Source organism: Ochrobactrum teleogrylli (assembly GCF_006376685.1).
GTDB classification, from domain to species: Bacteria; Pseudomonadota; Alphaproteobacteria; order Rhizobiales; family Rhizobiaceae; genus Brucella; species Brucella teleogrylli.
In genome coordinates this window covers 13399-36021 of the sequence record NZ_VEWL01000010.1, presented here as the reverse complement: position 1 = coordinate 36021, position 22623 = coordinate 13399, and the positions used below count along the sequence as shown (strand labels likewise).

Genomic DNA, 22623 nt, shown 5'->3' with positions numbered 1-22623 from the left:
GAGGGCAGGCGCCGTGCATTTCCCTCGCCCTTCGAGACGCCGTTTTCAACGGCTCCTCAGGATGAGGGAAAAGGAGGCGTCGGGTACTGCGACCCCAAATCGCCCCGCTTCCGTTGAACCAAGAATTACTCCGAGTAGACGACCAGGAGATCCTTCGCGTCGATCTGCTCGCCGGGGCGCACCAGCACTTCGGCAATGGTGCCGTCGCGCTCGGCATGAATTGCCGTTTCCATCTTCATCGCTTCGATGGAAAGCAGCACATCGCCCTGCGAAACCTTCTGACCGTTGGTAACGGCGACCGTCGAGATGACACCCGGCATTGGCGCGCCGACCTGTTTGTCATTGCCGGTTTCCACCTTGCGACGGACACCGCCAGAGGCGCCCTTGGCGCGGTTCGGCACCTTGATGCGGCGCGGCTGGCCGTTCAGTTCGAAGAACACGGTGACCATGCCCTTCTCGTCGGTTTCGCTCATCGCCTGATTCACGATCACCAGCGTCTTGCCACGCTCCAGATCGACGAAAACTTCTTCTTCCGGCTTGAGGCCGTAGAAATAAACCGGCGTAGGCAGAACACTTGTCGGGCCGTAGGTTTCCTGCGCGGCTGCGAAATCCGTGAACACTTTCGGATACATCAGTGCCGAAGCGAACTCCTGATCAGTGATCTTGCGGCCCACGGTTTCTTCGAACCCGTTGCGCTCCGCATTGAGATCGGCGGCAGGCAGCAGCGAGCCGGGGCGCACGGTGAACGGCTTTTCGCCCTTCAGCACTTTTTTCTGAAGCGCTGCCGGCCAGCCCGAAGGCGGCTGCCCCAGATCACCGCGCATCATCGACACCACCGAATCCGGGAAGGCGATATCCTTGTCCGGGTTCTCGACATCGCTGACGTCCAGATCCTGGCTGACCATCATCAACGCCATATCGCCCACCACTTTGGAGGACGGCGTGACCTTGACGATATCACCGAACATCCGGTTCACATCGGCATAGGCCTGCGCCACTTCATGCCAGCGGGTTTCGAGGCCCAGCGAACGCGCCTGTTCTTTCAGATTGGTGAACTGGCCGCCCGGCATTTCGTGCAGATAGACTTCCGAAGCCGGTCCCTTGAGGTCGCTTTCAAAGCCCGCATATTGATTGCGTACCGCTTCCCAATAGAAGGAAATGCGGCGGATCGATTCCGGGTCGAGACCCGGATCACGCTCGGCGCCGTGCAGCGCTTCCACGATGGAACCGAGGCAAGGCTGCGAAGTGTTGCCCGACAAGGCATCCATCGCCGCATCGACCACATCAACGCCCGCGTCCACCGCAGCCAGCACTGTCGCGGCGGAAATGCCCGACGTGTCATGGGTGTGGAAATGGATCGGCAGATCGGTTTCCTCCCGCAGCGCCTTGAACAGCACGCGTGCGGCGGCAGGCTTCAGCAGGCCCGCCATATCCTTGACGGCGATAATATGCGCGCCTGCTTTCTCGACCTCTTTCGCCAGATTGACGTAATATTTGAGATCATATTTGGCCCGGTCCGGGTTCAGAATATCGCCCGTATAGCAGATGGCGGCTTCGCAGAGCTTGTTTTCCTCCAGCACCGCATCCATCGACACGCGCATGTTCTCAACCCAGTTGAGGCTGTCGAACACGCGGAACAGGTCGATGCCGCCGCGCGCGGCTTCGCGCACGAAATACTTCACCACATTGTCCGGATAGGACTTGTAGCCAACGCCATTGGCGCCGCGCAGCAGCATTTGCAGCAGCAAGTTTGGCGCGCCCTCGCGCACCTGCGCCAGACGCTCCCACGGATCTTCCGTCAGGAAGCGCATCGAAACGTCGAAGGTCGCTCCACCCCAGCACTCCAGCGAGAACAGGTTCGGCAGCGCCTGCGCATAGGTATTGGCGATGCGCGCAATGTCATAGGTGCGCACGCGCGTCGCAAGCAGTGACTGGTGGCCGTCGCGCATGGTCGTATCGGTGACGAGAACGCGCTTTTCATTGCGTACCCATTCGGCAAACTTCTTCGGTCCGAGACTGTCCAGAAGCTGCTTGGTGCCGTCCGCAACCGGCGTATCGCCGAACCATGGCACGCGTGGTTTTGCAGCATCCTTAGCCGGCTTAGCGCGTCCCTTGGTTTCAGGGTGACCGTTGACCGTCACATCGGCAATATAGGTCAGAAGCTTGGTGGCACGGTCCTGCCGCTTCACCTGTTCGAACAGTTCCGGCGTGGTGTCGATGAACCGCGTCGTATAATCATTCGACTGGAATTTCGGATGATTGATGATCGCTTCGAGGAAAGTGAGGTTGGTCGCCACGCCGCGAATACGGAATTCGCGCAATGCGCGGTCCATGCGACGGATGGCTTCCAGCGGCGTCGCGCCCGAAGCCGTCACCTTCACCAGCAGCGGATCGTAATAGCGCGTGATGAACGCGCCCGAATAGGCCGTGCCGCCATCGAGGCGAATGCCGAAGCCCGAGGCCGAACGGTAAGCCTGAATGCGCCCGTAATCGGGAATGAAGTTCTGTTCCGGGTCTTCCGTCGTGATACGGCACTGCAGCGCATGACCATTGAGCCGGATATCTTCCTGACGCGGCACGCCCGATTCCGGCGTGCCGATGGCAGCACCTTCCAGAATATGGATCTGCGCCTTGACGATATCGATGCCCGTCACCTGTTCGGTGACCGTATGCTCAACCTGAATGCGCGGATTGACCTCAATGAAATAGAACTTGCCGCTATCCGCATCCATCAGGAATTCGACCGTGCCCGCGCCGATATAATCGGTGGCATGGGCGATCTTCAGGCCGTAATTGGCAAGCTCCTGACGCTGCGCGTCGTTGAGATAAGGCGCAGGCGCCCGTTCCACGACCTTCTGGTTGCGGCGCTGGATCGAGCAGTCGCGCTCGAACAGATGCACGGCATTGCCATGCGTATCGCCCAGAATCTGCACTTCGACATGGCGTGCGCGCTCGATGAGCTTTTCTAGATAGACTTCATCCTTGCCGAAAGCTGCCTTGGCTTCGCGCTTGGCTTCCGTGACTTCGCGCGCAATATCAGCTTCGGAGCGAATGGCGCGCATGCCGCGACCACCGCCGCCCCAACTGGCTTTCAGCATGACCGGATAACCGACCTGGGCTGCGAGCTTCTTCACCTCTTCCATGTCGTCCGGCAGCGGATCGGTAGCTGGCACCACCGGCACGCCGATTTCGATGGCCAGATTGCGCGCTGCAACCTTGTTGCCGAGACGGCGCATGGTTTCCGGCTTCGGCCCGATGAAGATGATGCCGTTTTCGGCACAGGCCTCGGCGAATTCCGGGCTTTCCGACAACAGGCCGTAGCCCGGATGAATGGCGTCGGCACCCGAAAGCTTGGCGACGCGGATGATCTCGTCGATCGACAGGTAGCTTTCGATCGGCCCCAGATCGCGCGCCAGATGCGGTCCACGACCGACCTGATAGCTCTCGTCCGCTTTAAAGCGATGCAGGGAAAGTTTGTCCTCCTCGGCCCATATGGCCACCGTTTTGAGCCCCAGCTCATTGGCGGCGCGGAATACGCGAATTGCGATTTCAGATCGATTGGCGACCAGAATTTTCCTGATAGGCAAGGCAGATCTCCCTAACTGCAAAGACGAAGGCGCCATTGCTTACCTTGCAATATGATCAAGCGCAAACAAACTGTGCAACCACCAATTAAAAACAAAATGCCCGGCTAAAAGCCGGGCATTCTGATTAATTTTATAGCAATTTATGCCAATATATCAGGCAGAATTACTTCTGGAAGTAATTATACTTGCCGTCTTCACCCTTCCGCCATTCAAACATGACGTAAGGCGACAGGCTTGGATCACCCTTCTTGTCGAAGGAGATTTCACCCAGCACGGTCTTGAACGGCCCCTTGTCCTTCATCGCCGTCGCAACTTCCTGCGGATCGTTGCTGCCTGCTGCATTGGCGGCGCTGACCAGTGACTGCACACCGGCATAGGCATAGAAAGTATAGGCTTCCGGCTCAAAACCCTTGTCGCGGAAAGCCTTGATCAGGTCTGCATTCGCCTTGTCGTCGCGCGGGTCCGGGCCAAAAGTGTTCATGACGCCAGCCACCGCATCGCCCGCAATCGAAGCCAGTTCGTTGGAAACGATACCGTCACCCGAAATGAACTGCGCCTTGAGGCCCTGATCGGCCATCTGGCGGATCAGAAGACCGGCTTCCGGATGCATACCGCCCCAATAGACAGCGGTAATGCCTGCGGCCTTCATCTTGGAAATCAGCGCCGAGAAATCCTTGTCGCCCTGATTCACGCCTTCATAAAGCGTTTCCTTCATGCCGTTCTCGTTGAGCGACTTCTTGGTCTCGTCGGCAAGGCCCTGACCGTAAGGCGTCTTGTCGTGCAGGATCGCAACCTTGCCATCCTTGTAATGGTCGGCCATGTATTTTCCGGCGACGATGCCTTGCTGGTCGTCACGACGGCAGGTGCGGAAGGTGTTCCACAGTTCACGCTCGGTAAAGGTCGGGTTGGTGGTGCCCGGTGCGATCATCAGCACGCCGTTTTCGGCATAGATATCTGAGGTCGGAATGCTGACGCCGGAATTGAAGTGGCCGATGACAAACTGCACACCATCGCCAACGAACTTGTTTGCAACCGAAATGCCCTGCTTCGGATCAGCGGCATCATCACCATAAACGATGCTGATCTTTTCGCCATTCATGCCGCCCTTGGCATTGGCTTCCGCGACAGCAGCTTCAACACCACGCTTGATCTGCTCGCCGAATGCGGCCTGACTGCCGGTCAAAGGCGCGCCAACACCGACCATCACATCGGCAAAGGCTGCGCCGCCAAAAGCGACCAGAGCCGAAAGGCAAACGCCGCAGAACAAAGACTTCTTCATTTCGATTACTCCCACTTCGAGCGTTGCCAACTGAACCGGCACTGCCCTGTCTCTTTATGTCGAAAGAAACCGGCTATTCCGCATTCCCGTTTCGGGTGCAGTTTGGGGGAAAATGAAGCACCTCCGCCCGCATGACCGGCCTCCTCCCCAGAAGGCGAGATTAAACGTAGAGAATCACACTACGCAAAATCACCTTGCTAGGTAAAATCGCAGAGACGTAAAAGTAAAGCGTAGAAATCCTCAACTTTCGGCGTTTTTCGCATGAGGTCATGCGACGGAGGTCATTCAACAATAGGTCGAGTATCGGAAATGTTATAATACACTGTTTTTAAATACATTTTTTACAGAAAATTGCGCGCGCATTGCCCCCCTCAAGATCAACGCGCTCAATCAGACCATTCTGTTTTTTAAGATTTTATATTAGCAAACAAAAGAAAAATGCCCGGCACGATGACCGGGCATTCTCCATTGACGCAATAATAATGCGTTTTTACTTCTGCTGAATGTAGGTGTATTTCCCGTCAGCGCCCTTTTCCCACTTGTACATGACGTAGCCCGGGAGCTTCGGATCGCCCTTTTCGTCATAGGAAATATCGCCGAGCACGGTCTTGAACGGGCCCTTTTCCTTCAGCGCCTTGGCAACTTCCTGCGGGTCGTTGCTGCCCGCGGCCTTGGCGGCCTGAGCGAGCGACTGAACAGCCGCATAGGAATAAAGCGTGTAGGCTTCCGGCTCGAAACCAGCGTCGCGGAACTTCTTGACGAGGTCGGCGTTGTCCGGGTTGTTGCGCGGATCCGGGCCGAAGGTGTTCAACGTACCGGCAACAGCGTCGCCAGCAATCGAAGCCAGTTCGTTCGACACGATACCGTCGCCCGAGATGAACTGGGCCTTGAGGCCCTGGTCAGCCATCTGACGGATGATCAGACCAGCTTCCGGATGCAGGCCACCCCAATAGACGACCGTCACGCCAGCTTGCTTGAGCTTGGCGATCAGCGCCGAGAAGTCCTTTTCGCCGACGTTCACGCCTTCATAAAGGGCTTCCTTGGTGCCGAGTTCATTGAGCTTCTTCTTGGTTTCATCGGCAAGACCCTGACCATAAGGGGTCTTGTCGTGAATGACGGCGATCTTTCCGTCCTTGAAGTTGTCGAAAATGTACTGACCGGCAACGATACCCTGCTGGTCGTCACGGCCGCAGGTACGGAACGTGTTCCACAGTTGGCGCTCGGTATAGACCGGGTTAGTTGCAGCAGGCGAAATTTCGAGAATGCCGTTTTCGGCATAAACTTCCGAAGCCGGAATCGAAACGCCCGAGTTGAAGTGACCGACAACATATTTGACGCCATCGGCAGCGAATTTGTTAGCCACCGAAATGCCCTGCTTCGGATCCGAAACGTCGTCGCCGAGTGTGATTGCGATCTTCTCGCCGTTGATGCCGCCGGCATCGTTGATTTCCTTGATAGCAGCTTCGGCGCCTTTCTGGATCTGCGCACCGTAAACGGCATTCGGGCCGGTCAGCGGCGCACCGATGCCCAGAAGTACATCAGCCCATGCAGAGCCACCAAAAGCCATCACAGCAGCAAGAGCCACGCCCGAAAAAAGATACTTCTTCATTTTTGGAACTCCCATCCTTGTATTTACCCCGATACGATGTTTTGCATCGCATTATTATCTTGCTGAATACTCAGCAATATCTACGCTGAATCATGATACTGTCAACGTGATCTTGTAAAAAAAGCTCCGCCGCGAACGGCGAAGCTTCGAATTATTTTGCTTTCCAGCTCAGCGGCGAAGCTTTTTCATAAAGCCAGCCATACTGCCGCACCATTTGTTTGGTGCGCGTGTATTGGAACCCGATCGCACCGATGATCATCAGCACGATCGTGTCCACCAGATAATAGTGGAGCGAGAGCAGCGTGCCTTCAAACAGCGCGAAGTGGATGAAACGCACCGCAGCGCCCAGCGGGATCAGATAGACCAGCAGCTGCGGCAGGCTGCGCCAGGTCTGCGCGCAGGCGCGGCCTGTCATCCAGGCAGCCCAGCCGCCGAGAAGACACGTAATGAGGAAAAACAGCCAGAAAGACGGTTCTTCGTAGAGAATACCCTGCATGATTTCCTCCTTAATGCCTTCCGCCTTCGAGATAGGCGGCGCGCACTTCCGGATCAGCCAGAAGATCGCGGCCCGAACCGCTCATCGTGATCGACCCGTTGACCATCACATAACCGCGGTCGGCGAGCTTGAGCGCGCCGAATGCGTTCTGCTCGACGAGAAACACCGTCAGGCCCTGTGTGCGGTTCAGTTCCTTGATTGCCTCGAAGATCTGCTTGACGATCAGCGGTGCGAGACCAAGCGACGGCTCGTCGAGAAGCAGAAGCTTCGGACGCGCCATCAGCGCACGGGCTATAGCCAGCATCTGCTGCTCACCACCCGACAGCGTACCGCCGCGCTGGCTGATACGCTCCTTGAGACGCGGGAACAGGTCGAACATCAGCTTCACGTCTTCTTCGAAGTATTGCTGATTGTCGAGGCTCGCGCCCATCTGGAGATTTTCCAGAACCGTCATGCGCGGGAAGATGCGACGCCCTTCCGGCGACTGCGCGATACGCAGCTTCGCAATCTCATGCGGCGGCATGGACGTAATGTCTTTGCCGTTGAAGAGAATGCGACCGGTGCGCGCTTTCGGCGAACCGAAAATCGTCATCATCAGCGTGGACTTGCCAGCACCATTGGCGCCGATCAGGGCGACGATTTCACCTTCGTCCACCGTCAGGTCGATGCCCTTCAGCGCACAGATGTTACCGTAATAGGTCTCGACTTTTTCAACAGCCAGAAGCGGTTGCTTTTTCTGCATGGTTTCAGCCTGCATCATTCGCCTCCCTTCTTCGGCTTGGCCGGAGCTTTGCGGCTGCGCGGCGCCTTTGCGGGAGTGGTCTTGTGGCTCGTCGGAACATCACCGGCTTCGACGCGGCTCGAGAATTCGGTCGCCTGACCGGCGGCCAATTGCGCCGCCTGCCCCACCCAGTCTTCCCGGGCGATGCGGCCATCGAATTCCAGATAGGTTTCGGCCTGCTTGATGTCGGCCTCGGACCACGCGGCGATCTGATCGAAATGATAGATGCCGTGCTCGTTCAGCTTCTTCTCGTTGACCGCACCGATGCCCTTGACGAGCGTCAGGTTGTCGGCCTTGCCATCGCGTGGCGCGCCCAGTCCACCGGCGAACTGCACGACTTCCGCCGATTTTTCCTGCTCGATCGCTTCTTCGGCAAGCTGGGTCGCGATGAAATCCGCCGGATCGCCCGTACCGGGCTTGTCGGCCTCATCGATCAGCTCGGCGATTTCCTCGTCATCCACGCCGAGATAAGCGGCGATGACGCGCGGATCGTTGCGGACTTCTTCCGGCGATCCATCGGAAATCTTGGTGCCATATTCCAGCACGATCACGTGGTCGGAAATTTCCATCACCACCGACATATCGTGCTCGATCAGCAGGAGCGAGGTTCCCGTTTCCTTGCGGATATCGAGCAAAAGCTTGTTCAGCTCCGCCGACTCGCGCGGATTGAGACCTGCTGCCGGTTCGTCGAGGCAGAGGATTTCCGGCTCGGTGCACATGGCGCGGGCGATTTCCAGACGGCGCTGATCGCCGTAGGGCAGATCGCCAGCCGGATCATCCGCACGTGCGGTGAGGTTGATCTTTTCCAGCCAGTAACGCGCCTTTTCGATAGCCTCCTTGGCGGCCTTCTTGTAACCCGGCAGGCCGAGAAGCCCAAGGACCGTGTAACCCGACGAGCGCATGAGCGTGTTGTGCTGCGCGACCAGCAGATTTTCCAGAACGGTCAGGCCCGAAAACAGGCGAATATTCTGGAAGGTACGCGCCACCTTGGCCTGCTTGGTGATCTGGAAATCAGGAAGACGCTCCAGAAGGAAAGTCTCGCCCGTATTGCGATGCATGGTCAACATGCCACCAGTCGGCTTGTAGAAGCCGGTGATGCAGTTGAAGACCGTGGTTTTACCGGCACCATTCGGGCCGATCAGCGCGGTAATATCACCACGCTTCACGTCGAAGCTCAGATCGTTGATGGCGACGAGGCCACCGAAGCGCATCGACAGATGCTCAACCTGAAGAACAGTGTCTTTCTGAACATTGTCAGGCATTCTCGCTGTCTCCGCCATCAGCCGTGCCCTTCCTTGGTAAAGGCACCCGACACCATCTTCTTCTCATGCAGGAACGCACTTGGTTCTCGGCTTCCGACAAAACCGCGCGGCTTCCAGACCATGACAACCACCATGGCGAGCCCGAAGATGAGCATACGATAGAGTTCCGGCGTGAAATCGGGACCGAAGATCGCCTTCAGGAAGCCCATTTCACGCAGGATTTCTGTGCCGCCGATCATGACGATTGCAGCAATGGCGATACCGACGAGCGATCCCATGCCGCCAAGAACCACGATGGCGAGGATAACCGCCGATTCGAGAAACACGAAGGATTCCGGGCTCACGAAGCCCTGACGCGCCGCGAAGAACGAGCCTGCAAAACCGCCGAACATGGCGCCCGTGGCAAAAGCCGTGAGCTTGGTGGTCGTGGTGTTGATGCCGAGCGAACGACAGGCGATTTCGTCTTCACGCAGCGCTTCCCACGCACGGCCAACCGGCATGCGGCGCAGACGGATCGTGACCCAGGCGGTCAGAAGTGCCAGCAGCAGAATGACGTAATAGAGGAAGAACTTGTAATGCGCCGGTGAGAAGGCAATTCCCATATGGGCGGCAAAACCATCCGGGCCGGCCTTGAACGGCAAACCGAAGAAGGTGGCCTTGGCGATACCCGAAATACCGAAGGTGCCCTTGGTGAGATCGGTCCAGTTGATCAGCACCAGACGGATGATTTCACCGAAAGCGAGCGTCACGATGGCCAGATAGTCACCGCGCAATCGCAGGACCGGGAAGCCCAGAATGATGCCCCAGGTTGCGGCCAGAATGCCTGCCATGGGCAGCAGCATCCAGAAGGACAGGCCGAAATAGCTGGACAGGATCGCATAGGAATAGGCGCCGACCGCGTAGAAGGCCACATAGCCGAGATCAAGAAGACCGGCGAGACCGACGACGATGTTGAGCCCCCAGGCCAGCATCACATAGATGAGGATCTGGACCCCGAAATTATCGACCCATTTGAGCGAGCCCTGCCAGCCCAACGCCAGAACGATCAGGATCGGATAGGCAAAGAGGAAGGCAACGCCGAGCTTGGAGAAATGGGTGCGGAAAAATGACTGGCTTTCGGTGGCGGCAACCGTCCGGCTGCTCTTGGCGAGCTTGCGCGCCTCCAGCTGCGGCTGCAGGAAGGCGACGAACAGGAAGCGTCCCACCGCCGCCAGCGCAACCATGACGGCCAGTGCACCCCAGCGCTGCACCAGCACCAGTTCATTGTTGATGTTCTGCTCGGTCTTGAAACCGATGATCAGGATAAAGAGGCCCAGCGCCAGAAGACCGGCGACGATACCCTCGCGAATGGCCCGGCCAAAAAGGGAATCCGGGCGTGAACTCGACTGTACAGCCATGATTACACCTTTTCGACTTCAGGACGGCCAAGAATACCCGACGGCATGAAGATCAGCACGATGGCCAGGATCGAAAACGCCGCGACATCCTTGTAGTCGATCGAGAAATAAGCCGACCAGAGCGCTTCGATCAGACCGATCAGCAGGCCGCCGACAACAGCGCCCGGAAGCGAACCAATACCGCCCAGAACCGCAGCCGTGAACGCCTTAACGCCGGGGATGAACCCGTCGGCGAAGGAAATCACACCGTAGAAGGACAGATAAAGCGTACCGGCGACGGCTGCGAGCATGGCGCCCATCACGAAGGTCAGCGAAATCACACGGTCGACATTGATGCCGAGAAGTGCGGCCATCTTGCGGTCCTGCTCACAGGCGCGCTGGGCGCGGCCAAGCGACGTGCGATTGACGATGTACCAGAAGATCGTCAGCAGCACGGCGGTGACCACGATCACGACGATCTGCTTCAGCGAAATCGTGACGTCGGTGCCGAACAGGCTGTAGGAGCCGTTCAGAAGTTGTGGAACCGGCTTGTTGCGCGGGCCCTGCGTTACCTGGACGAAATTGGACAATGCGATCGACATGCCGATTGCCGTGATCAGCGGCGCAAGGCGGAACGAACCGCGCAGCGGCCGGTAGGCCACGCGCTCAATCGTCCAGCTCCACAAGCCGGTCATGAGCATAGCAACCACCATCATCAGAAGCAGCAACAACGCAATCGGCAGCGCCCCGATGAAAGTTGTGATGATGAGAAAAACAATCAGCGCCATAAAGGCGCCGAGCATGAAGACATCGCCATGAGCAAAGTTGATCATGCCGATGATACCATAGACCATCGTGTAGCCGATGGCGATCAGGCCATAGATCGAACCGAGCGCGAGCCCGTTGATCACCTGCTGGAGGAAATATTCCATCGAAAAGCCACCCATTTTACAAGCCGGAATCTTATTGGCGCATTATTATTTCGTGCACCCTCATTTTTTTCCCGGTCGATTACACCTAACGGCTGCATCACGGAATGCAAGCCCTTTCGTCTAAAACAAAAGACTAATTGCTTCATCCCTCCGCAAACCGGTTATGTCCCCTATGAAAAGCCCCTTTATGCGTCCTTTTCTACCGAAACGGGCGCGTTATTCCATATTTTCCCCGAAGCCTCAAAAGGCAAGAAATAGGGTGGCTGGTCATTTTTGACCAGCCGTACCCGTTTTTATGCAACTGTGAAACCGTGAGCAAAAGGGTCCCGGTCATCGATGAAGATCGTATTATAACCGGTCATGCGTGCCCAGCCCGCAATTGACGGAATAATACCCGGCAACACGGTTTCCTGGCCCGTTTCAGGCCCCGTGACTTCCACCGCCCGCTCCACGCGACCGTGGAACAGCGAACCGATGATAGATTCATGCACGAATTCGTCGCCCGGCTTCAGCTTGCCCTTGGCGGCCAGCTGCGCCATGCGAGCCGATGTACCGGTGCCGCAAGGCGAACGGTCGATGGCCTTGTCGCCGTAGAAGACAGCATTGCGCGCATGGGCTTCCGGCTTGGTCGGCTTGCCGGTCCACAAAATATGCGTCAGGCGATTAATATCGGCGAGCAGCGGGTGCTGGAACTTGTATTTCTCATTCAGGCGCTGACGCAGAACAGGGCTCCAGGCGATCAGCTGCAAGGCGCTGTAATCGGCCATGTCGGTGTAATTGTCCTGCGGCTCAACGATAGCGTAGAAATTGCCGCCATAGGCCACATCGACCTTGAGCGTGCCAAGATCGGGGCATTCCACTTCCAAGCCTTCCGCATAAAGGAAAGCCGGAACATTGGTGAGGCGCACGCGCTCCACATACTGGCCGTTCTGCTCATATTCGATGGCAACGAGACCCGCTGGCGTGTCGAGATTGAGCTTGCCGGGCGTCTTCGGTGTCACGAGGCCCTGCTCGATCGCCATGGTCACCGTACCGATGGTGCCGTGACCGCACATGGGCAGGCAACCCGAGGTCTCGATGAACAGCACCGCCACATCGCAGTCCGGGCGCGTCGGCGGATAGAGGATCGAGCCAGACATCATGTCGTGGCCGCGCGGTTCGAACATCAGGCCGGTACGGATCCAGTCAAACTCGCGCAGAAAATGCGCGCGTTTCTCCATCATGGTCGAACCTTCGAGGTTCGGGCCGCCGCCAGCCACCAGGCGCACTGGGTTGCCGCAGGTATGTCCGTCGACGCAGAAAAAAGAATGTCTTGCCATGATGGTCAGTTCCGAAAACGTTGAGGCTTGAATGGTTCGATATCGATTGCAGGCTTCGCGCCGGTGATCAGATCGCGGATGAGGCGTGCCGTCGCTGCCGATTGCGTGAGGCCCAGATGGCCGTGGCCGAAGCCGTAGAAAACATTGCCGCCAGATGATGCCCGTCCGATGACCGGCAGAGAGTCTGGAATGGACGGACGATAGCCCATCCACTCGCGTCCGCCTTCGGTCTTGAGACCCGGCAGGAAGCGGGAGGCCTTGGTCAACATAGCTTTGGAGCGCGCATAATTTGGCGGCAGATCAAGCCCGCCGAATTCAACCGCGCCGCCGACGCGCAAGCCTGTCGCCATCGGCGTGATGACGAAACCATGGCTTGGGAAGGTGAGCTGCCGCTTGACGTCGAAAGCACCGACCGGCAGCGTGGTGTTGTAACCGCGCTCGGTATCGAGCGGCACGACATCGCCGAAGCCCTTGGCGAATTCACGCGAAAAGGCACCCGTCATCACGATGAGGTTCTTCGCGCTGATTTCCGTGCCGTCTTCAAGATGCACGCGCGCGCCGCCATCAGCCGGTTGCGCGCTCGTCACCTTCGCTTTCAGGAAGCGCGCACCGAGGCGCTCCGCATGGGCCCAGATGGCCTGTCCGAACAGTTTCGGATCGCTGACATTCTTCCAGCCGGGCACGAAAGTTCCCGCCACAATGCGCGGGCTCAGGCCCGGCTGCAATTCGGCCAGTCGCGCGCCATGGACATGATCGTGCGCAATGCCAGCCTTCTCGCGAATTTCCCAGCTTGGCAACGCGGCAGTCAGTTCCGCTTCGGATTCATAAAGCTCCAGATTGCCGTCTTCCCGCAAGCGGTCGCGCAGACCGGCCCGGTCGATCAGGGCCAGCATCTCGCTTTCCGCAAGCCGCATGATATTCGCCTGCGTCACTGCGGTCTTTTCCAGCGCCCCGGCGCTGCTGGCACGCCAGAAACGATAAAGCCACGGCACCATTTTCGGGAAATAGGACGGGCGGATCGAAAACGGTCCGAGCGGGTCCATCAGCCAGCCCGGCACCTTGCCCATGACGCCCTTGGACGCCATCGGCAGAATATCCGAAAAAGCAAGCGCCGCCGCGTTGCCCGAACTGGTTTCCTCGCAGATGCCCGTGCGATCGATGACGAGGACATTTCGTCCGGCCTCGGCAAGCAAGGCTGCCGTCGCAGAACCGACAATGCCGCCGCCGATGATAACAATATCCTGCTGACCCATTTTCTGTTGATTTTTGGGATCAGATTTCATTCTTTTTGCGGCTCCCCACCGATGCAGATCGAGGCGTCATCACGAATGGAGCCCCTGCCTTTGTCAATACCGGGTTCCCGGTAACTGATTTCGTATTCGCTATCGATCCCTGCCCGGCACGACGCTGGTTCGAAATCAGGCTAACTTTGAAATTGGGAAAATCCCCCGTCCAACAAATTTTCGGAATAACACTATGCTCAAACCCGGTAGTGCGAGGACGGGTGCGGCAAGGCTATTACCTTGGTCGATATTGATATATCAGAGATATATTTGTAGGATCGTTTCCTGTCAATTGCCATCATAGAAGACACTGGACCACATGACACAGACGAGCCTCCGCGAACGGTCGATCAAGAGCGCCACCGGCAAATCGATCCCCGCCATTGATAGCCTGGGCGGCGAAAGCCTCGCCGAGCAAGCCTATCAGACGCTGGAACGCATGGTCGTCACGCTTGAGCTGGAACCAGGCGCTGTGGTCAATGAACGCACGCTCATTGAACTGACGGGCATGGGCCGCACGCCGCTGCGTGAAGCCATTCAGCGGCTTGCCTGGGAAGGGCTGATGGAGGTTCGCCCCCGTTCCGGCATTGCGATCACGCCCATCGACCCCAAGGATTTCGCCAAGGTTCTCGATGCCCGCGAAGGCGTCGAGCGTGTGCTGGCGCGCGATGCCGCCCGTTTCGGCAGTCCGCGTGACTATCAGCGGCTGGAAGCGGCAGCGGCCGCCATGCGGCAGGCAATTCCCAATGAAGATGTGCAATCATTTCTTGATGCCGACAAGGCTTTCGACATCGTGCTTGGCTCGGCGGCCAATAATCCTTATGCGACCCGTCTCGCGGCCCCGCTTCAGACGCATAGTCGCCGGTTCTGGTTCCGTTTGCGGCCCTCGGCCAGCATCACCGGTTCAGCGAATGCCCATGCGGCGCTCATTGAGGCCATCGTGTCACGCGAACCGGAACGCGCCAGCAATACGGCAAGTGAACTGATGGAATATCTGCGCACGCTTGCCCCCTGACCTAGTGGTCTGATTCCAACATTTGCATCCCTCGGTTCACGCGCTGAGCAAATGTTGGAATCAAAAAGACCACTAGCAAGTATATGTATCTAGTGGATTTTTCGAATTTGACGTTTGAGACGGAATCGTGGAACCGCTCTATTTATTTGTTTTTAAGCATTATCCTACGTATCGAAGCGGGAGCAGAAATCAGTCCAGTGGACTGATTTCCCCGCGTAGGCGCTACGCACTTTTGCTGGAAATGCTCTGGCGGCTCAACGCAAAACAACATTTCTTCGCGTGCGCTCGGTCGCCACGTCGAACGAAGTCGATGCATTGGTGTCGAAAACCATGCCGTCATCCGTATTCACATCGTTGAGCGCCAGCGCATAGGAATGGCGGGTACCGTGGCGCATATCTTTGGCCTGCACCGAAACGATGGAAAGAATAGCCATGAGGCCCACAAGGGTCTGAGTCGAATAACGCATTTCCGGCGCTCCCGGCAGCCAACCTGAAAATTGTGGGTGCAGTGAACGCTGCACTGGCGACCGAAAAATGGCACAAGTAGACCAGCTTAAGGGCAGATTTACACAAAACCGTGAGCAAACGAAAAAGCCGGAACGCTAGCCCCGGCTGGTTGTCGTGCGAAGAGAGCGACGCTCAATGTGTCTTGTTCATTGATTCCGACATTTTGCGCAACACATTCAGCGCCACGCTCAATTCCTCGTCGGTCACGCCTTCAAGCAGGTCTTCACGCACATCACCGGCAAGCTTTTCGACCTGCTCGGCCAGAATCTTGCCCTCTTCGGTCATCACCACCCGCTTGGCGCGGCGATCACCCTCGACCGTCTGGCGCTCGATGAATGACTGGCGTTCCAGGCCATCGAGAAGACGAACCATGGTCGCATTCTCGATCTCCAGCGTTTCGGCCAGCTCCTTTTGATAAAGACCTTCCTGCTCGATCAATGCCAGTAGCGTGCGCGCGCGCGCCAGTGTCAGGCCCCGCTCTTTTACCCTGGCGTCAAAAACGGTGCGAAGCCTGCGGTTGACCTTCGCCATGGCATCAATCATTTCTGCTCTGAGATCTGCGGTGCTCATATCCGATGCCTTATATATTAGTAAACTAACGATTGTGTTTCTGGATAAATGGCCCACGGTTCATTTTCAATGGCCGCACGCAAAACTCACGCAAGCGTGAAGTTTAAACCCGCTGAAGGTAGGTTGTGCGAGAATAAGATCTTCGCGAGCGACTGAATTAAAGAACCGAAGTAACGGGTAGTATGAATAAATTTTAAATAAGAAAAATATACACGAACAATAAAACCAAAAAGAAAAGCGGACCAGAGTCCGCTTTCCCAAATATATGTGAATTTTCTACCGTATCAGCCCGGTATAACCGCGCCCTGCAGCGTCATCAGCTGGTGCAGGAAGATTTCGGCCTTGGTGCGATGCTCCGGCGAAGTCGCATCATCGAGCGCCTTACGGGCTTCATCGATGCGGCGCGTAATGTCCGACGGCTCAATGGCGTCGACATGCGTTGCGGATTCGGCCAGCACGGTGCAGCTCTGCGGGGTAATATCGGCAAAACCGCCGAAAACCACATAAGAGTCAGACTTGCCGTCGGCAAGCTTCACCGAAACGACTCCCGGCATGATCGTCGACATCAGCGGCGAATGACCGGCGAGAGCCGTCAGATAGCCTTCGCTACCCGGAATGACGACTTCCGTCACCTGCGCGGAAAGCAGGAGGCGTTCAGGCGACACGAGTTCGAATTGGAAAGCTTGAGCCATGGTTCTCACTTAAATTTCCTGAGCGTGATCTCGAAACTGGAAACCGGTTTGCGAAAAGATCGTGCTCAAACAAATGAACAGGTCGTCTCGGTGGGCCTTTCGGCCCACCGGGAAACTCAATTCATCAAGCGGCTTCAGCAGCCAGCTTCTTCGCCTTTTCGATCGCTTCTTCAATCGAGCCGACCATGTAGAAGGCCGGTTCTGGAAGATGATCGTATTCACCTGCGCAAAGGCCCTTGAAGCCCTTGATGGTGTCTTCGAGCGCGACAAGCTTGCCTGGCGAACCGGTGAAGACTTCAGCAACGAAGAACGGCTGCGACAGGAAGCGTTCGATCTTACGAGCGCGCGCAACGGTCAGCTTGTCGTCTTCCGACAGTTCGTCCATGCCGAGGATGGCGATGATGTCCTGAAGAGCCTTGTAGCGCTGCAGGATCGCCTGCACCTGACGGGCAACGGCGTAGTGTTCTTCACCAACGATCATCGGGTCGAGCATACGCGACGTGGATTCCAGCGGATCCACAGCCGGGTAAATACCCTTTTCAGCGATCGAACGGTTCAGCGTGGTGGTCGCGTCCAAGTGAGCGAACGACGTAGCCGGTGCAGGATCGGTCAAATCGTCGGCAGGAACGTAAATTGCCTGAACCGAGGTAATCGAACCCTTGGTCGTCGTGGTGATGCGTTCCTGCATCGCGCCCATGTCGGTTGCCAGCGTCGGCTGATAACCCACAGCGGAAGGAATACGACCGAGAAGAGCCGAAAGTTCCGAACCAGCCTGCGTGAAGCGGAAGATGTTGTCCACGAAGAACAGAACGTCCTGGCCCTTGTCACGGAAGTTTTCAGCAACCGTCAGACCCGACAGAGCAACGCGAGCGCGCGCACCCGGAGGCTCGTTCATCTGACCGTAAACGAGTGCGGCCTTGGAGCCTTCACCGCCACCGAGCTTGTTAACGCCCGATTCGATCATTTCGTGGTAAAGATCGTTACCTTCACGGGTACGTTCACCAACGCCCGCGAATACCGAGTAACCACCGTGCGCCTTGGCGACGTTGTTGATCAGCTCCATGATGAGAACGGTCTTGCCGACGCCGGCGCCGCCGAACAGACCAATCTTACCACCCTTGGCGTAAGGAGCGAGAAGGTCGACGACCTTGATGCCCGTTACCAGGATTTCAGCTTCGGTCGACTGTTCGATATATTCAGGCGCTTCCTGGTGGATCGCGCGGCGCGCCGTGGTCTTGATCGGACCAGCTTCGTCAACCGGCTCGCCGATGACGTTCATGATGCGGCCAAGCGTTTCTTCACCAACCGGAACCATGATCGGGTTGCCGGTGTCGCGCACTTCGTGACCGCGAACCAGACCTTCGGTCGAGTCCATGGCGATGGTGCGAACGGTGTTTTCGCCCAGATGCTGCGCAACTTCGAGAACCAGGCGGTTGCCCAGATTGTCGGTTTCCAGAGCGTTGAGGATCAGCGGCAGCTGACCGTCTTCGAACTGTACGTCGACAACAGCGCCGATGACCTGAGTGATCTTGCCAACTGCACCGGTCGCTGCAGCCTTGGGAGCTGCTGGCGTCTTGGCGGCAGCCGCCTTAGCTGGTGTAGCCTTGGCTGGAGCCTTCTTCGCCGCTGCCGGCTTTGCTTCGGCCGCGGCGGTAGTTTTCGGGGTCGCTGCTTTTGCCATCGATCCTTACCTTCCGTTAGCATGGTCCCGAAAAGTTGCAGACTTCCCGGATAGACCATGCGGTAAACCCTAGAGCGCTTCCGCGCCCGAAATGATTTCGATCAGTTCCTTGGTGATCTGAGCCTGACGCTGACGGTTATACGTGATCGACAACTTGTTGATCATGTCACCGGCATTACGCGTCGCATTGTCCATGGCGCTCATCTTCGCGCCCATTTCGCCCGCCACATTTTCCAACAGTGCGCGGAAAATCTGGACCGAAATGTTGCGTGGGATCAGCGTGCTCAGGATCGCCGCAGGATCAGGTTCGTACTCATAAATCGCATCGCCTGCAGCGTCCGCCTGCGCAACATCGCCAGCCGAAGCCGGAATGATCTGCTGCGCAGTCGGGATCTGTGCAATCACCGACTTGAATTCGGAATAGAACAGGGTGCAGACATCAAATGCGCCTTGTTCGAACAGCTCGATCACCTTGTGGCCGATCTGGTCGGCATGCACAAAAGCGAGCTGCTTGACTTCGCGCAAATTGACGTGGTCGATGATCAGAGAGGCAAATTCACGACGCAGAATATCTGCGCCCTTCTTGCCGACCGTGATGATCTTGACCGTCTTGCCTTCAGCGAGGAGCTTGCGGGTATGATCGCGCGCCAGGCGTGCGATTTGGCTGTTGAAACCGCCGCAAAGGCCACGTTCTGCAGTGCAGACGACGAGCAGATGCACGTCGTCCTTACCCGTACCGGCCATCAATGCCGGTGCATCTTCGCCGCTGACATTCTGCGCGATATTAGCGAGAACGGCGCCCATGCGCTGCGAGTAAGGCCGAGCGGCCTCCGCAGCTTCCTGGGCACGGCGCAGCTTCGCCGCGGCGACCATCTGCATCGCCTTGGTGATTTTCTGCGTCGCCTTGACCGAGGCGATACGGTTTCTCAGATCCTTTAGTGAAGGCATCCGTTCATCCCGTCACAAAATTCAAGCGAAAGACTTGGCGAACGCGTCGACCGCTGCCTTGAGCTTTGCTTTGATGTCGTCGGTGAGTGCCTTCTGATCGCGGATAGCATCCAGCACATCCTTGTGCTCGGTGCGCAACGAAGAAAGAAGACCTGCTTCGAACTTGCCAACCTGGTTGACGGCGATCTTGTCGAGATAGCCATTCACACCGGCATAAATCACGGCAACCTGTTCTTCCGTCTTGAGCGGCGAGAACTGCGGCTGCTTGAGAAGCTCGGTCAGACGCGCGCCACGGTTCAGCAAACGCTGGGTCGAGGCATCGAGATCCGAACCGAACTGTGCGAAGGCGGCCATTTCACGATACTGGGCGAGCTCGCCCTTGATCGAACCGGCAACCTGCTTCATGGCCTTGACCTGTGCCGAAGAACCAACGCGCGAAACCGACAGACCGACGTTAACAGCCGGACGGATACCCTGATAGAACAGGTTGGTTTCGAGGAAGATCTGGCCGTCGGTGATGGAGATCACGTTGGTCGGAATGAAGGCCGAAACGTCGTTGCCCTGCGTTTCGATGACCGGCAGAGCCGTCAGCGAGCCAGCGCCGTTTTCGTCGTTGAGCTTTGCAGCGCGTTCGAGAAGACGGGAGTGCAGATAGAAAACGTCGCCCGGATAAGCTTCACGGCCCGGAGGACGACGAAGCAGAAGGGACATCTGACGGTAAGCAACAGCCTGCTTGGACAGATCGTCGTAACCGATGAGAGCGTGCTGACCGTTGTCACGGAAGTATTCGCCCATTGCGCAACCTGCGAACGGAGCGAGGTACTGCATCGGAGCCGGATCGGAAGCGGTAGCAGCGATAACGATCGAATATTCGAGTGCGCCGCGCTCTTCGAGAACCTTGACGAACTGAGCAACAGTCGAACGCTTCTGGCCGATAGCAACGTAAACGCAATAAAGCTTTTCGCTGTCCGGGCCGTTGTCGTGGATCGGCTTCTGGTTCAGGAAGGTGTCGAGAATGATGGCGGTCTTGCCGGTCTGACGGTCACCGATGACCAGCTCGCGCTGACCACGACCAACCGGGATCAGAGCGTCAACAGCCTTGAGGCCGGTCGACATTGGCTCATGAACCGACTTGCGCGGGATGATGCCCGGTGCCTTGACGTCGACGCGGCGACGCTCGGTAGCAACGATTGGGCCCTTGCCGTCGATCGGGTTGCCGAGAGCGTCAACGACGCGGCCCAGCAGGCCCGGACCAACCGGTACGTCAACGATGGCGCCGGTACGCTTGACGACGTCGCCTTCCTTGATGTCACGGTCGGCACCGAAGATAACGACACCAACATTGTCGTTTTCAAGGTTGAGCGCCATGCCGCGAATGCCGCCGGGGAATTCGACCATTTCACCAGCCTGAACATTGTCCAGACCATAGACGCGAGCAATACCGTCGCCGACGGACAGAACCTGACCGACTTCGGAGACCTCAGCCTCCTTGCCGAAGTTCTTGATTTGCTCTTTCAGGATAGCGGAAATTTCCGCAGCGCGGATGTCCATCAGCCGACCTCTTTCAGTGCAAGCTTGAGAGAAGATAGTTTGGTGCGAAGGGACGTGTCGATCTGACGCGAACCCATCTTGACGATAAGACCGCCGAGGATCGACGGATCGACGGTGACGTTAATCGTCACGTCCTTGCCGGCCACGCTCTTCAGCGTTGCCTTCAATTCGTTTTCCTGCGCAGCGGTCAGCGCATGCGCGGAAGTGACATCGGCGGAAACTTCTCCGCGATGTTCAGCAGCAATCTTGTGGAATGCGGCGATGATGCCCGGCAGGGCGAAAAGGCGGCGGTTCGCTGCGACGACGCGCAGGAGATTTCCTACCAGACCCTTGATGCCCGCCTTGTCGGCAATGGCGCCGATCGCATGGAGCTGGTCTTCCGAAGAAAATACCGGACTGGAGATCAGACGCTTGAGGTCCTCGCTTCCGCTCAGAAGCGCCTCGAAACGAACAAGATCTTTCTCCACAGCAGCAACGGACTTGGCTTCGAGCGCCAGCTCGAAAAGCGATCCGGCGTAACGCTGTGCCACACCTGAAATGAGCGAAGACGTTTCAGCCACGAACAACCTGCTCTCTACGTTGAAACCATCCTTTTGGGGCCCAATGTTGCTCAGGACGCCAAGCCGATGATTTTATTGAATGTTTCCGGAAAACCACTGACGCGCGAGCACGTCAACACCGAAATGTGATTGCCGTCTAGCATAGACGAACCGGACTCGCAACACGCGAATCCCGCACTTTTGTGTAAGTTTTGTCGCGTTTTCCGATCAAAAAAGTCGCAGGGTTAACCGATGAAGCCAAAAGCGTAGAGCAATGGCCCGGCGGCCAGAAGGAATTCTACAATTCCTGCCAACCAGTTATAGATCGTGCCGCCGCCGCGTCCGACATTATCGGACATCATCGAGATGAAGCGCCCGAACAGGGCGAAGCCCCACGCCGCCCCCAGAACAACCCACAAGAAGGGTTGTGCAAAAATGAGGCAGCCAAGCCCCAGACCGAGATAGGGACCGGCCAGCACGGCGCGGATGGAACTGAACGCTTCCGGTCGCGCATTGACCGGCTGCAACCGCAACAGCTTCATGGTGATGCCGGGCGCAAACAGCATGACGATGCCCGCAAAGGCCGTCACGGCTGCCGAGCTCCAGGCGAGCCATTCGCCGGTCGTGGTGGGAAGATAGAATTCCATCGCGATCACCCCTCAATTTGAACAGCACGGCTATAAACCAGTTTTGCCCAAACGAAAACCGATCGCACGGCATGAACGCACATCAATGGAGCCGGTCCTCAGCGCGACAGCGAACCGCGCATCCCGATGATACGCGCCAGAATCGACCGGATGAAGAGGATGGCCACGGCACCGATCACCCAGATGATCGCAAGTGCGGGCGCAAGCAAACTCTGCAGCAATTCAATACCTGAACCGGCTATCTGGTCCAGTTTGGTCGTATCCAGCAGCGCTGTTACTTCCGAGCCGATCAGGCTTTTTCCGGTCTCGGCCAGAACCGCTCCGTTGCCGCTGATCCAGACGATCACAGCATCCGAGATGGAATAGGCAAACCACATTAACAATGTCCAGACCACCAGCCCAAAAAGGGCGACCAGCCAGAATCCGGGACCATTCTTCGCTGATGATTGCGCGGGTTGGGAAGGGGTATATTTCATTGGTCTCAAGCCTCATTGGAACCTTGAAAACCAGTCTGCATCCTCTAGCGACTAGAGAAGCAAGCCCCTATTT

At 57.3% G+C, this 22623-nt stretch carries 20 protein-coding genes; 1 reads left to right on the top strand and 19 read right to left on the bottom strand.

Annotation, left to right across the window (positions count from 1 at the left end; translation table 11 throughout):
• Positions 1-125: 125 nt before the first annotated feature.
• From pyc to FIC94_RS15450, 10 genes are all read right to left on the bottom strand, one after another.
• A complete protein-coding gene (pyc, locus tag FIC94_RS15495; protein ID WP_140025477.1) occupies positions 126-3623 on the bottom strand; it encodes a pyruvate carboxylase in 3498 nt (1165 codons plus the stop codon).
• A 127-nt stretch (positions 3624-3750) separates the two neighbouring features.
• The gene (locus FIC94_RS15490; RefSeq protein WP_140025476.1) at positions 3751-4866 is read right to left on the bottom strand and encodes a branched-chain amino acid ABC transporter substrate-binding protein; all 1116 of its coding nucleotides are present in this window, start codon (positions 4864-4866) and stop codon (positions 3751-3753) included.
• Positions 4867-5356: 490 nt separating this feature from the next.
• The gene (locus FIC94_RS15485; protein WP_121538619.1) at positions 5357-6475 is read right to left on the bottom strand and encodes a branched-chain amino acid ABC transporter substrate-binding protein; all 1119 of its coding nucleotides are present in this window, start codon (positions 6473-6475) and stop codon (positions 5357-5359) included.
• Positions 6476-6626: 151 nt separating this feature from the next.
• Entirely contained in the window at positions 6627-6971 is a 345-nt protein-coding gene (locus FIC94_RS15480; protein ID WP_109369806.1) for a DUF6867 family protein, read from the bottom strand.
• 10 nt (positions 6972-6981) lie between these two features.
• Positions 6982-7728 carry an ABC transporter ATP-binding protein gene (locus tag FIC94_RS15475; protein ID WP_109369807.1) on the bottom strand — a complete coding sequence of 249 codons (747 nt, stop codon included), beginning with the start codon at positions 7726-7728 and terminating at the stop codon, positions 6982-6984.
• Positions 7728-9014, bottom strand: coding sequence for an ATP-binding cassette domain-containing protein (locus tag FIC94_RS15470; protein ID WP_371830922.1), 1287 nt, complete (start codon positions 9012-9014; stop codon positions 7728-7730). The genes FIC94_RS15475 and FIC94_RS15470 overlap by 1 nt, the downstream gene beginning before the upstream one ends.
• 17 nt (positions 9015-9031) lie before the next feature.
• A complete protein-coding gene (gene livM, locus FIC94_RS15465; RefSeq protein ID WP_140025474.1) occupies positions 9032-10411 on the bottom strand; it encodes a high-affinity branched-chain amino acid ABC transporter permease LivM in 1380 nt (459 codons plus the stop codon).
• A gap of 2 nt (positions 10412-10413) precedes the next feature.
• On the bottom strand, positions 10414-11322 hold the full coding sequence (locus tag FIC94_RS15460) for a branched-chain amino acid ABC transporter permease (protein WP_109370318.1): 909 nt from the start codon (positions 11320-11322) through the stop codon (positions 10414-10416).
• Between the two features lie 293 nt (positions 11323-11615).
• The gene (locus FIC94_RS15455) at positions 11616-12641 is read right to left on the bottom strand and encodes a 4-hydroxyproline epimerase (RefSeq protein WP_109369810.1); all 1026 of its coding nucleotides are present in this window, start codon (positions 12639-12641) and stop codon (positions 11616-11618) included.
• Positions 12642-12646: 5 nt separating this feature from the next.
• Positions 12647-13924, bottom strand: coding sequence for an NAD(P)/FAD-dependent oxidoreductase (locus FIC94_RS15450; RefSeq protein WP_140025473.1), 1278 nt, complete (start codon positions 13922-13924; stop codon positions 12647-12649).
• A gap of 319 nt (positions 13925-14243) precedes the next feature.
• On the opposite strand from FIC94_RS15450, the gene FIC94_RS15445 reads away from it, so the two are divergent.
• Complete coding sequence (locus FIC94_RS15445; protein ID WP_109369812.1) at positions 14244-14939, top strand: GntR family transcriptional regulator; 696 nt, start codon at positions 14244-14246, stop codon at positions 14937-14939.
• Between the two features lie 254 nt (positions 14940-15193).
• Here the strand turns inward: FIC94_RS15445 and FIC94_RS15435 are convergent, their stop codons facing one another.
• The 9 genes from FIC94_RS15435 to FIC94_RS15395 all read right to left on the bottom strand — a co-directional run bounded on the left by FIC94_RS15435 (position 15194) and on the right by FIC94_RS15395 (position 22550).
• Positions 15194-15406: a hypothetical protein gene (locus FIC94_RS15435; protein WP_109369814.1), complete on the bottom strand. Its 213-nt coding sequence runs from the start codon at positions 15404-15406 to the stop codon at positions 15194-15196.
• Between the two features lie 172 nt (positions 15407-15578).
• Complete coding sequence (locus FIC94_RS15430) at positions 15579-16016, bottom strand: MarR family winged helix-turn-helix transcriptional regulator (RefSeq protein WP_109369815.1); 438 nt, start codon at positions 16014-16016, stop codon at positions 15579-15581.
• 284 nt (positions 16017-16300) lie between these two features.
• The gene (locus tag FIC94_RS15425) at positions 16301-16708 is read right to left on the bottom strand and encodes a F0F1 ATP synthase subunit epsilon (protein ID WP_078339547.1); all 408 of its coding nucleotides are present in this window, start codon (positions 16706-16708) and stop codon (positions 16301-16303) included.
• Positions 16709-16832: 124 nt separating this feature from the next.
• Entirely contained in the window at positions 16833-18389 is a 1557-nt protein-coding gene (gene atpD / locus FIC94_RS15420) for a F0F1 ATP synthase subunit beta (protein ID WP_109369816.1), read from the bottom strand.
• Between the two features lie 69 nt (positions 18390-18458).
• A complete protein-coding gene (locus FIC94_RS15415; RefSeq protein ID WP_109369817.1) occupies positions 18459-19337 on the bottom strand; it encodes a F0F1 ATP synthase subunit gamma in 879 nt (292 codons plus the stop codon).
• Between the two features lie 21 nt (positions 19338-19358).
• Positions 19359-20888 (bottom strand): F0F1 ATP synthase subunit alpha, encoded by a 1530-nt coding sequence (gene atpA / locus FIC94_RS15410; protein ID WP_124915895.1) that lies wholly within the window; start codon positions 20886-20888, stop codon positions 19359-19361.
• Positions 20888-21448 (bottom strand): F0F1 ATP synthase subunit delta, encoded by a 561-nt coding sequence (locus tag FIC94_RS15405; protein ID WP_109370319.1) that lies wholly within the window; start codon positions 21446-21448, stop codon positions 20888-20890. The genes atpA and FIC94_RS15405 overlap by 1 nt, the downstream gene beginning before the upstream one ends.
• A gap of 224 nt (positions 21449-21672) precedes the next feature.
• On the bottom strand, positions 21673-22074 hold the full coding sequence (locus FIC94_RS15400; protein WP_109369818.1) for an AGROH133_08824 family phage infection protein: 402 nt from the start codon (positions 22072-22074) through the stop codon (positions 21673-21675).
• 98 nt (positions 22075-22172) lie between these two features.
• The gene (locus FIC94_RS15395; RefSeq protein WP_124915896.1) at positions 22173-22550 is read right to left on the bottom strand and encodes a hypothetical protein; all 378 of its coding nucleotides are present in this window, start codon (positions 22548-22550) and stop codon (positions 22173-22175) included.
• Positions 22551-22623: the final 73 nt, after the last annotated feature.

What these genes read in the sequence shown, in the direction of transcription:
- pyc (WP_140025477.1), bottom strand. Translation starts at nt 3,623, where the DNA reads ATGGCGCCTTCGTCTTTGCAGTTAGGGAGATCTGCCTTGCCTATCAGG.
- FIC94_RS15490 (WP_140025476.1), bottom strand. Translation starts at nt 4,866, where the DNA reads ATGAAGAAGTCTTTGTTCTGCGGCGTTTGCCTTTCGGCTCTGGTCGCT.
- FIC94_RS15485 (WP_121538619.1), bottom strand. Translation starts at nt 6,475, where the DNA reads ATGAAGAAGTATCTTTTTTCGGGCGTGGCTCTTGCTGCTGTGATGGCT.
- FIC94_RS15480 (WP_109369806.1), bottom strand. Translation starts at nt 6,971, where the DNA reads ATGCAGGGTATTCTCTACGAAGAACCGTCTTTCTGGCTGTTTTTCCTC.
- FIC94_RS15475 (WP_109369807.1), bottom strand. Translation starts at nt 7,728, where the DNA reads ATGCAGGCTGAAACCATGCAGAAAAAGCAACCGCTTCTGGCTGTTGAA.
- FIC94_RS15470 (WP_371830922.1), bottom strand. Translation starts at nt 9,014, where the DNA reads ATGCCTGACAATGTTCAGAAAGACACTGTTCTTCAGGTTGAGCATCTG.
- livM (WP_140025474.1), bottom strand. Translation starts at nt 10,411, where the DNA reads ATGGCTGTACAGTCGAGTTCACGCCCGGATTCCCTTTTTGGCCGGGCC.
- FIC94_RS15460 (WP_109370318.1), bottom strand. Translation starts at nt 11,322, where the DNA reads ATGGAATATTTCCTCCAGCAGGTGATCAACGGGCTCGCGCTCGGTTCG.
- FIC94_RS15455 (WP_109369810.1), bottom strand. Translation starts at nt 12,641, where the DNA reads ATGGCAAGACATTCTTTTTTCTGCGTCGACGGACATACCTGCGGCAAC.
- FIC94_RS15450 (WP_140025473.1), bottom strand. Translation starts at nt 13,924, where the DNA reads ATGAAATCTGATCCCAAAAATCAACAGAAAATGGGTCAGCAGGATATT.
- FIC94_RS15445 (WP_109369812.1), top strand. Translation starts at nt 14,244, where the DNA reads ATGACACAGACGAGCCTCCGCGAACGGTCGATCAAGAGCGCCACCGGC.
- FIC94_RS15435 (WP_109369814.1), bottom strand. Translation starts at nt 15,406, where the DNA reads ATGCGTTATTCGACTCAGACCCTTGTGGGCCTCATGGCTATTCTTTCC.
- FIC94_RS15430 (WP_109369815.1), bottom strand. Translation starts at nt 16,016, where the DNA reads ATGAGCACCGCAGATCTCAGAGCAGAAATGATTGATGCCATGGCGAAG.
- FIC94_RS15425 (WP_078339547.1), bottom strand. Translation starts at nt 16,708, where the DNA reads ATGGCTCAAGCTTTCCAATTCGAACTCGTGTCGCCTGAACGCCTCCTG.
- atpD (WP_109369816.1), bottom strand. Translation starts at nt 18,389, where the DNA reads ATGGCAAAAGCAGCGACCCCGAAAACTACCGCCGCGGCCGAAGCAAAG.
- FIC94_RS15415 (WP_109369817.1), bottom strand. Translation starts at nt 19,337, where the DNA reads ATGCCTTCACTAAAGGATCTGAGAAACCGTATCGCCTCGGTCAAGGCG.
- atpA (WP_124915895.1), bottom strand. Translation starts at nt 20,888, where the DNA reads ATGGACATCCGCGCTGCGGAAATTTCCGCTATCCTGAAAGAGCAAATC.
- FIC94_RS15400 (WP_109369818.1), bottom strand. Translation starts at nt 22,074, where the DNA reads ATGGAATTCTATCTTCCCACCACGACCGGCGAATGGCTCGCCTGGAGC.
- FIC94_RS15395 (WP_124915896.1), bottom strand. Translation starts at nt 22,550, where the DNA reads ATGAAATATACCCCTTCCCAACCCGCGCAATCATCAGCGAAGAATGGT.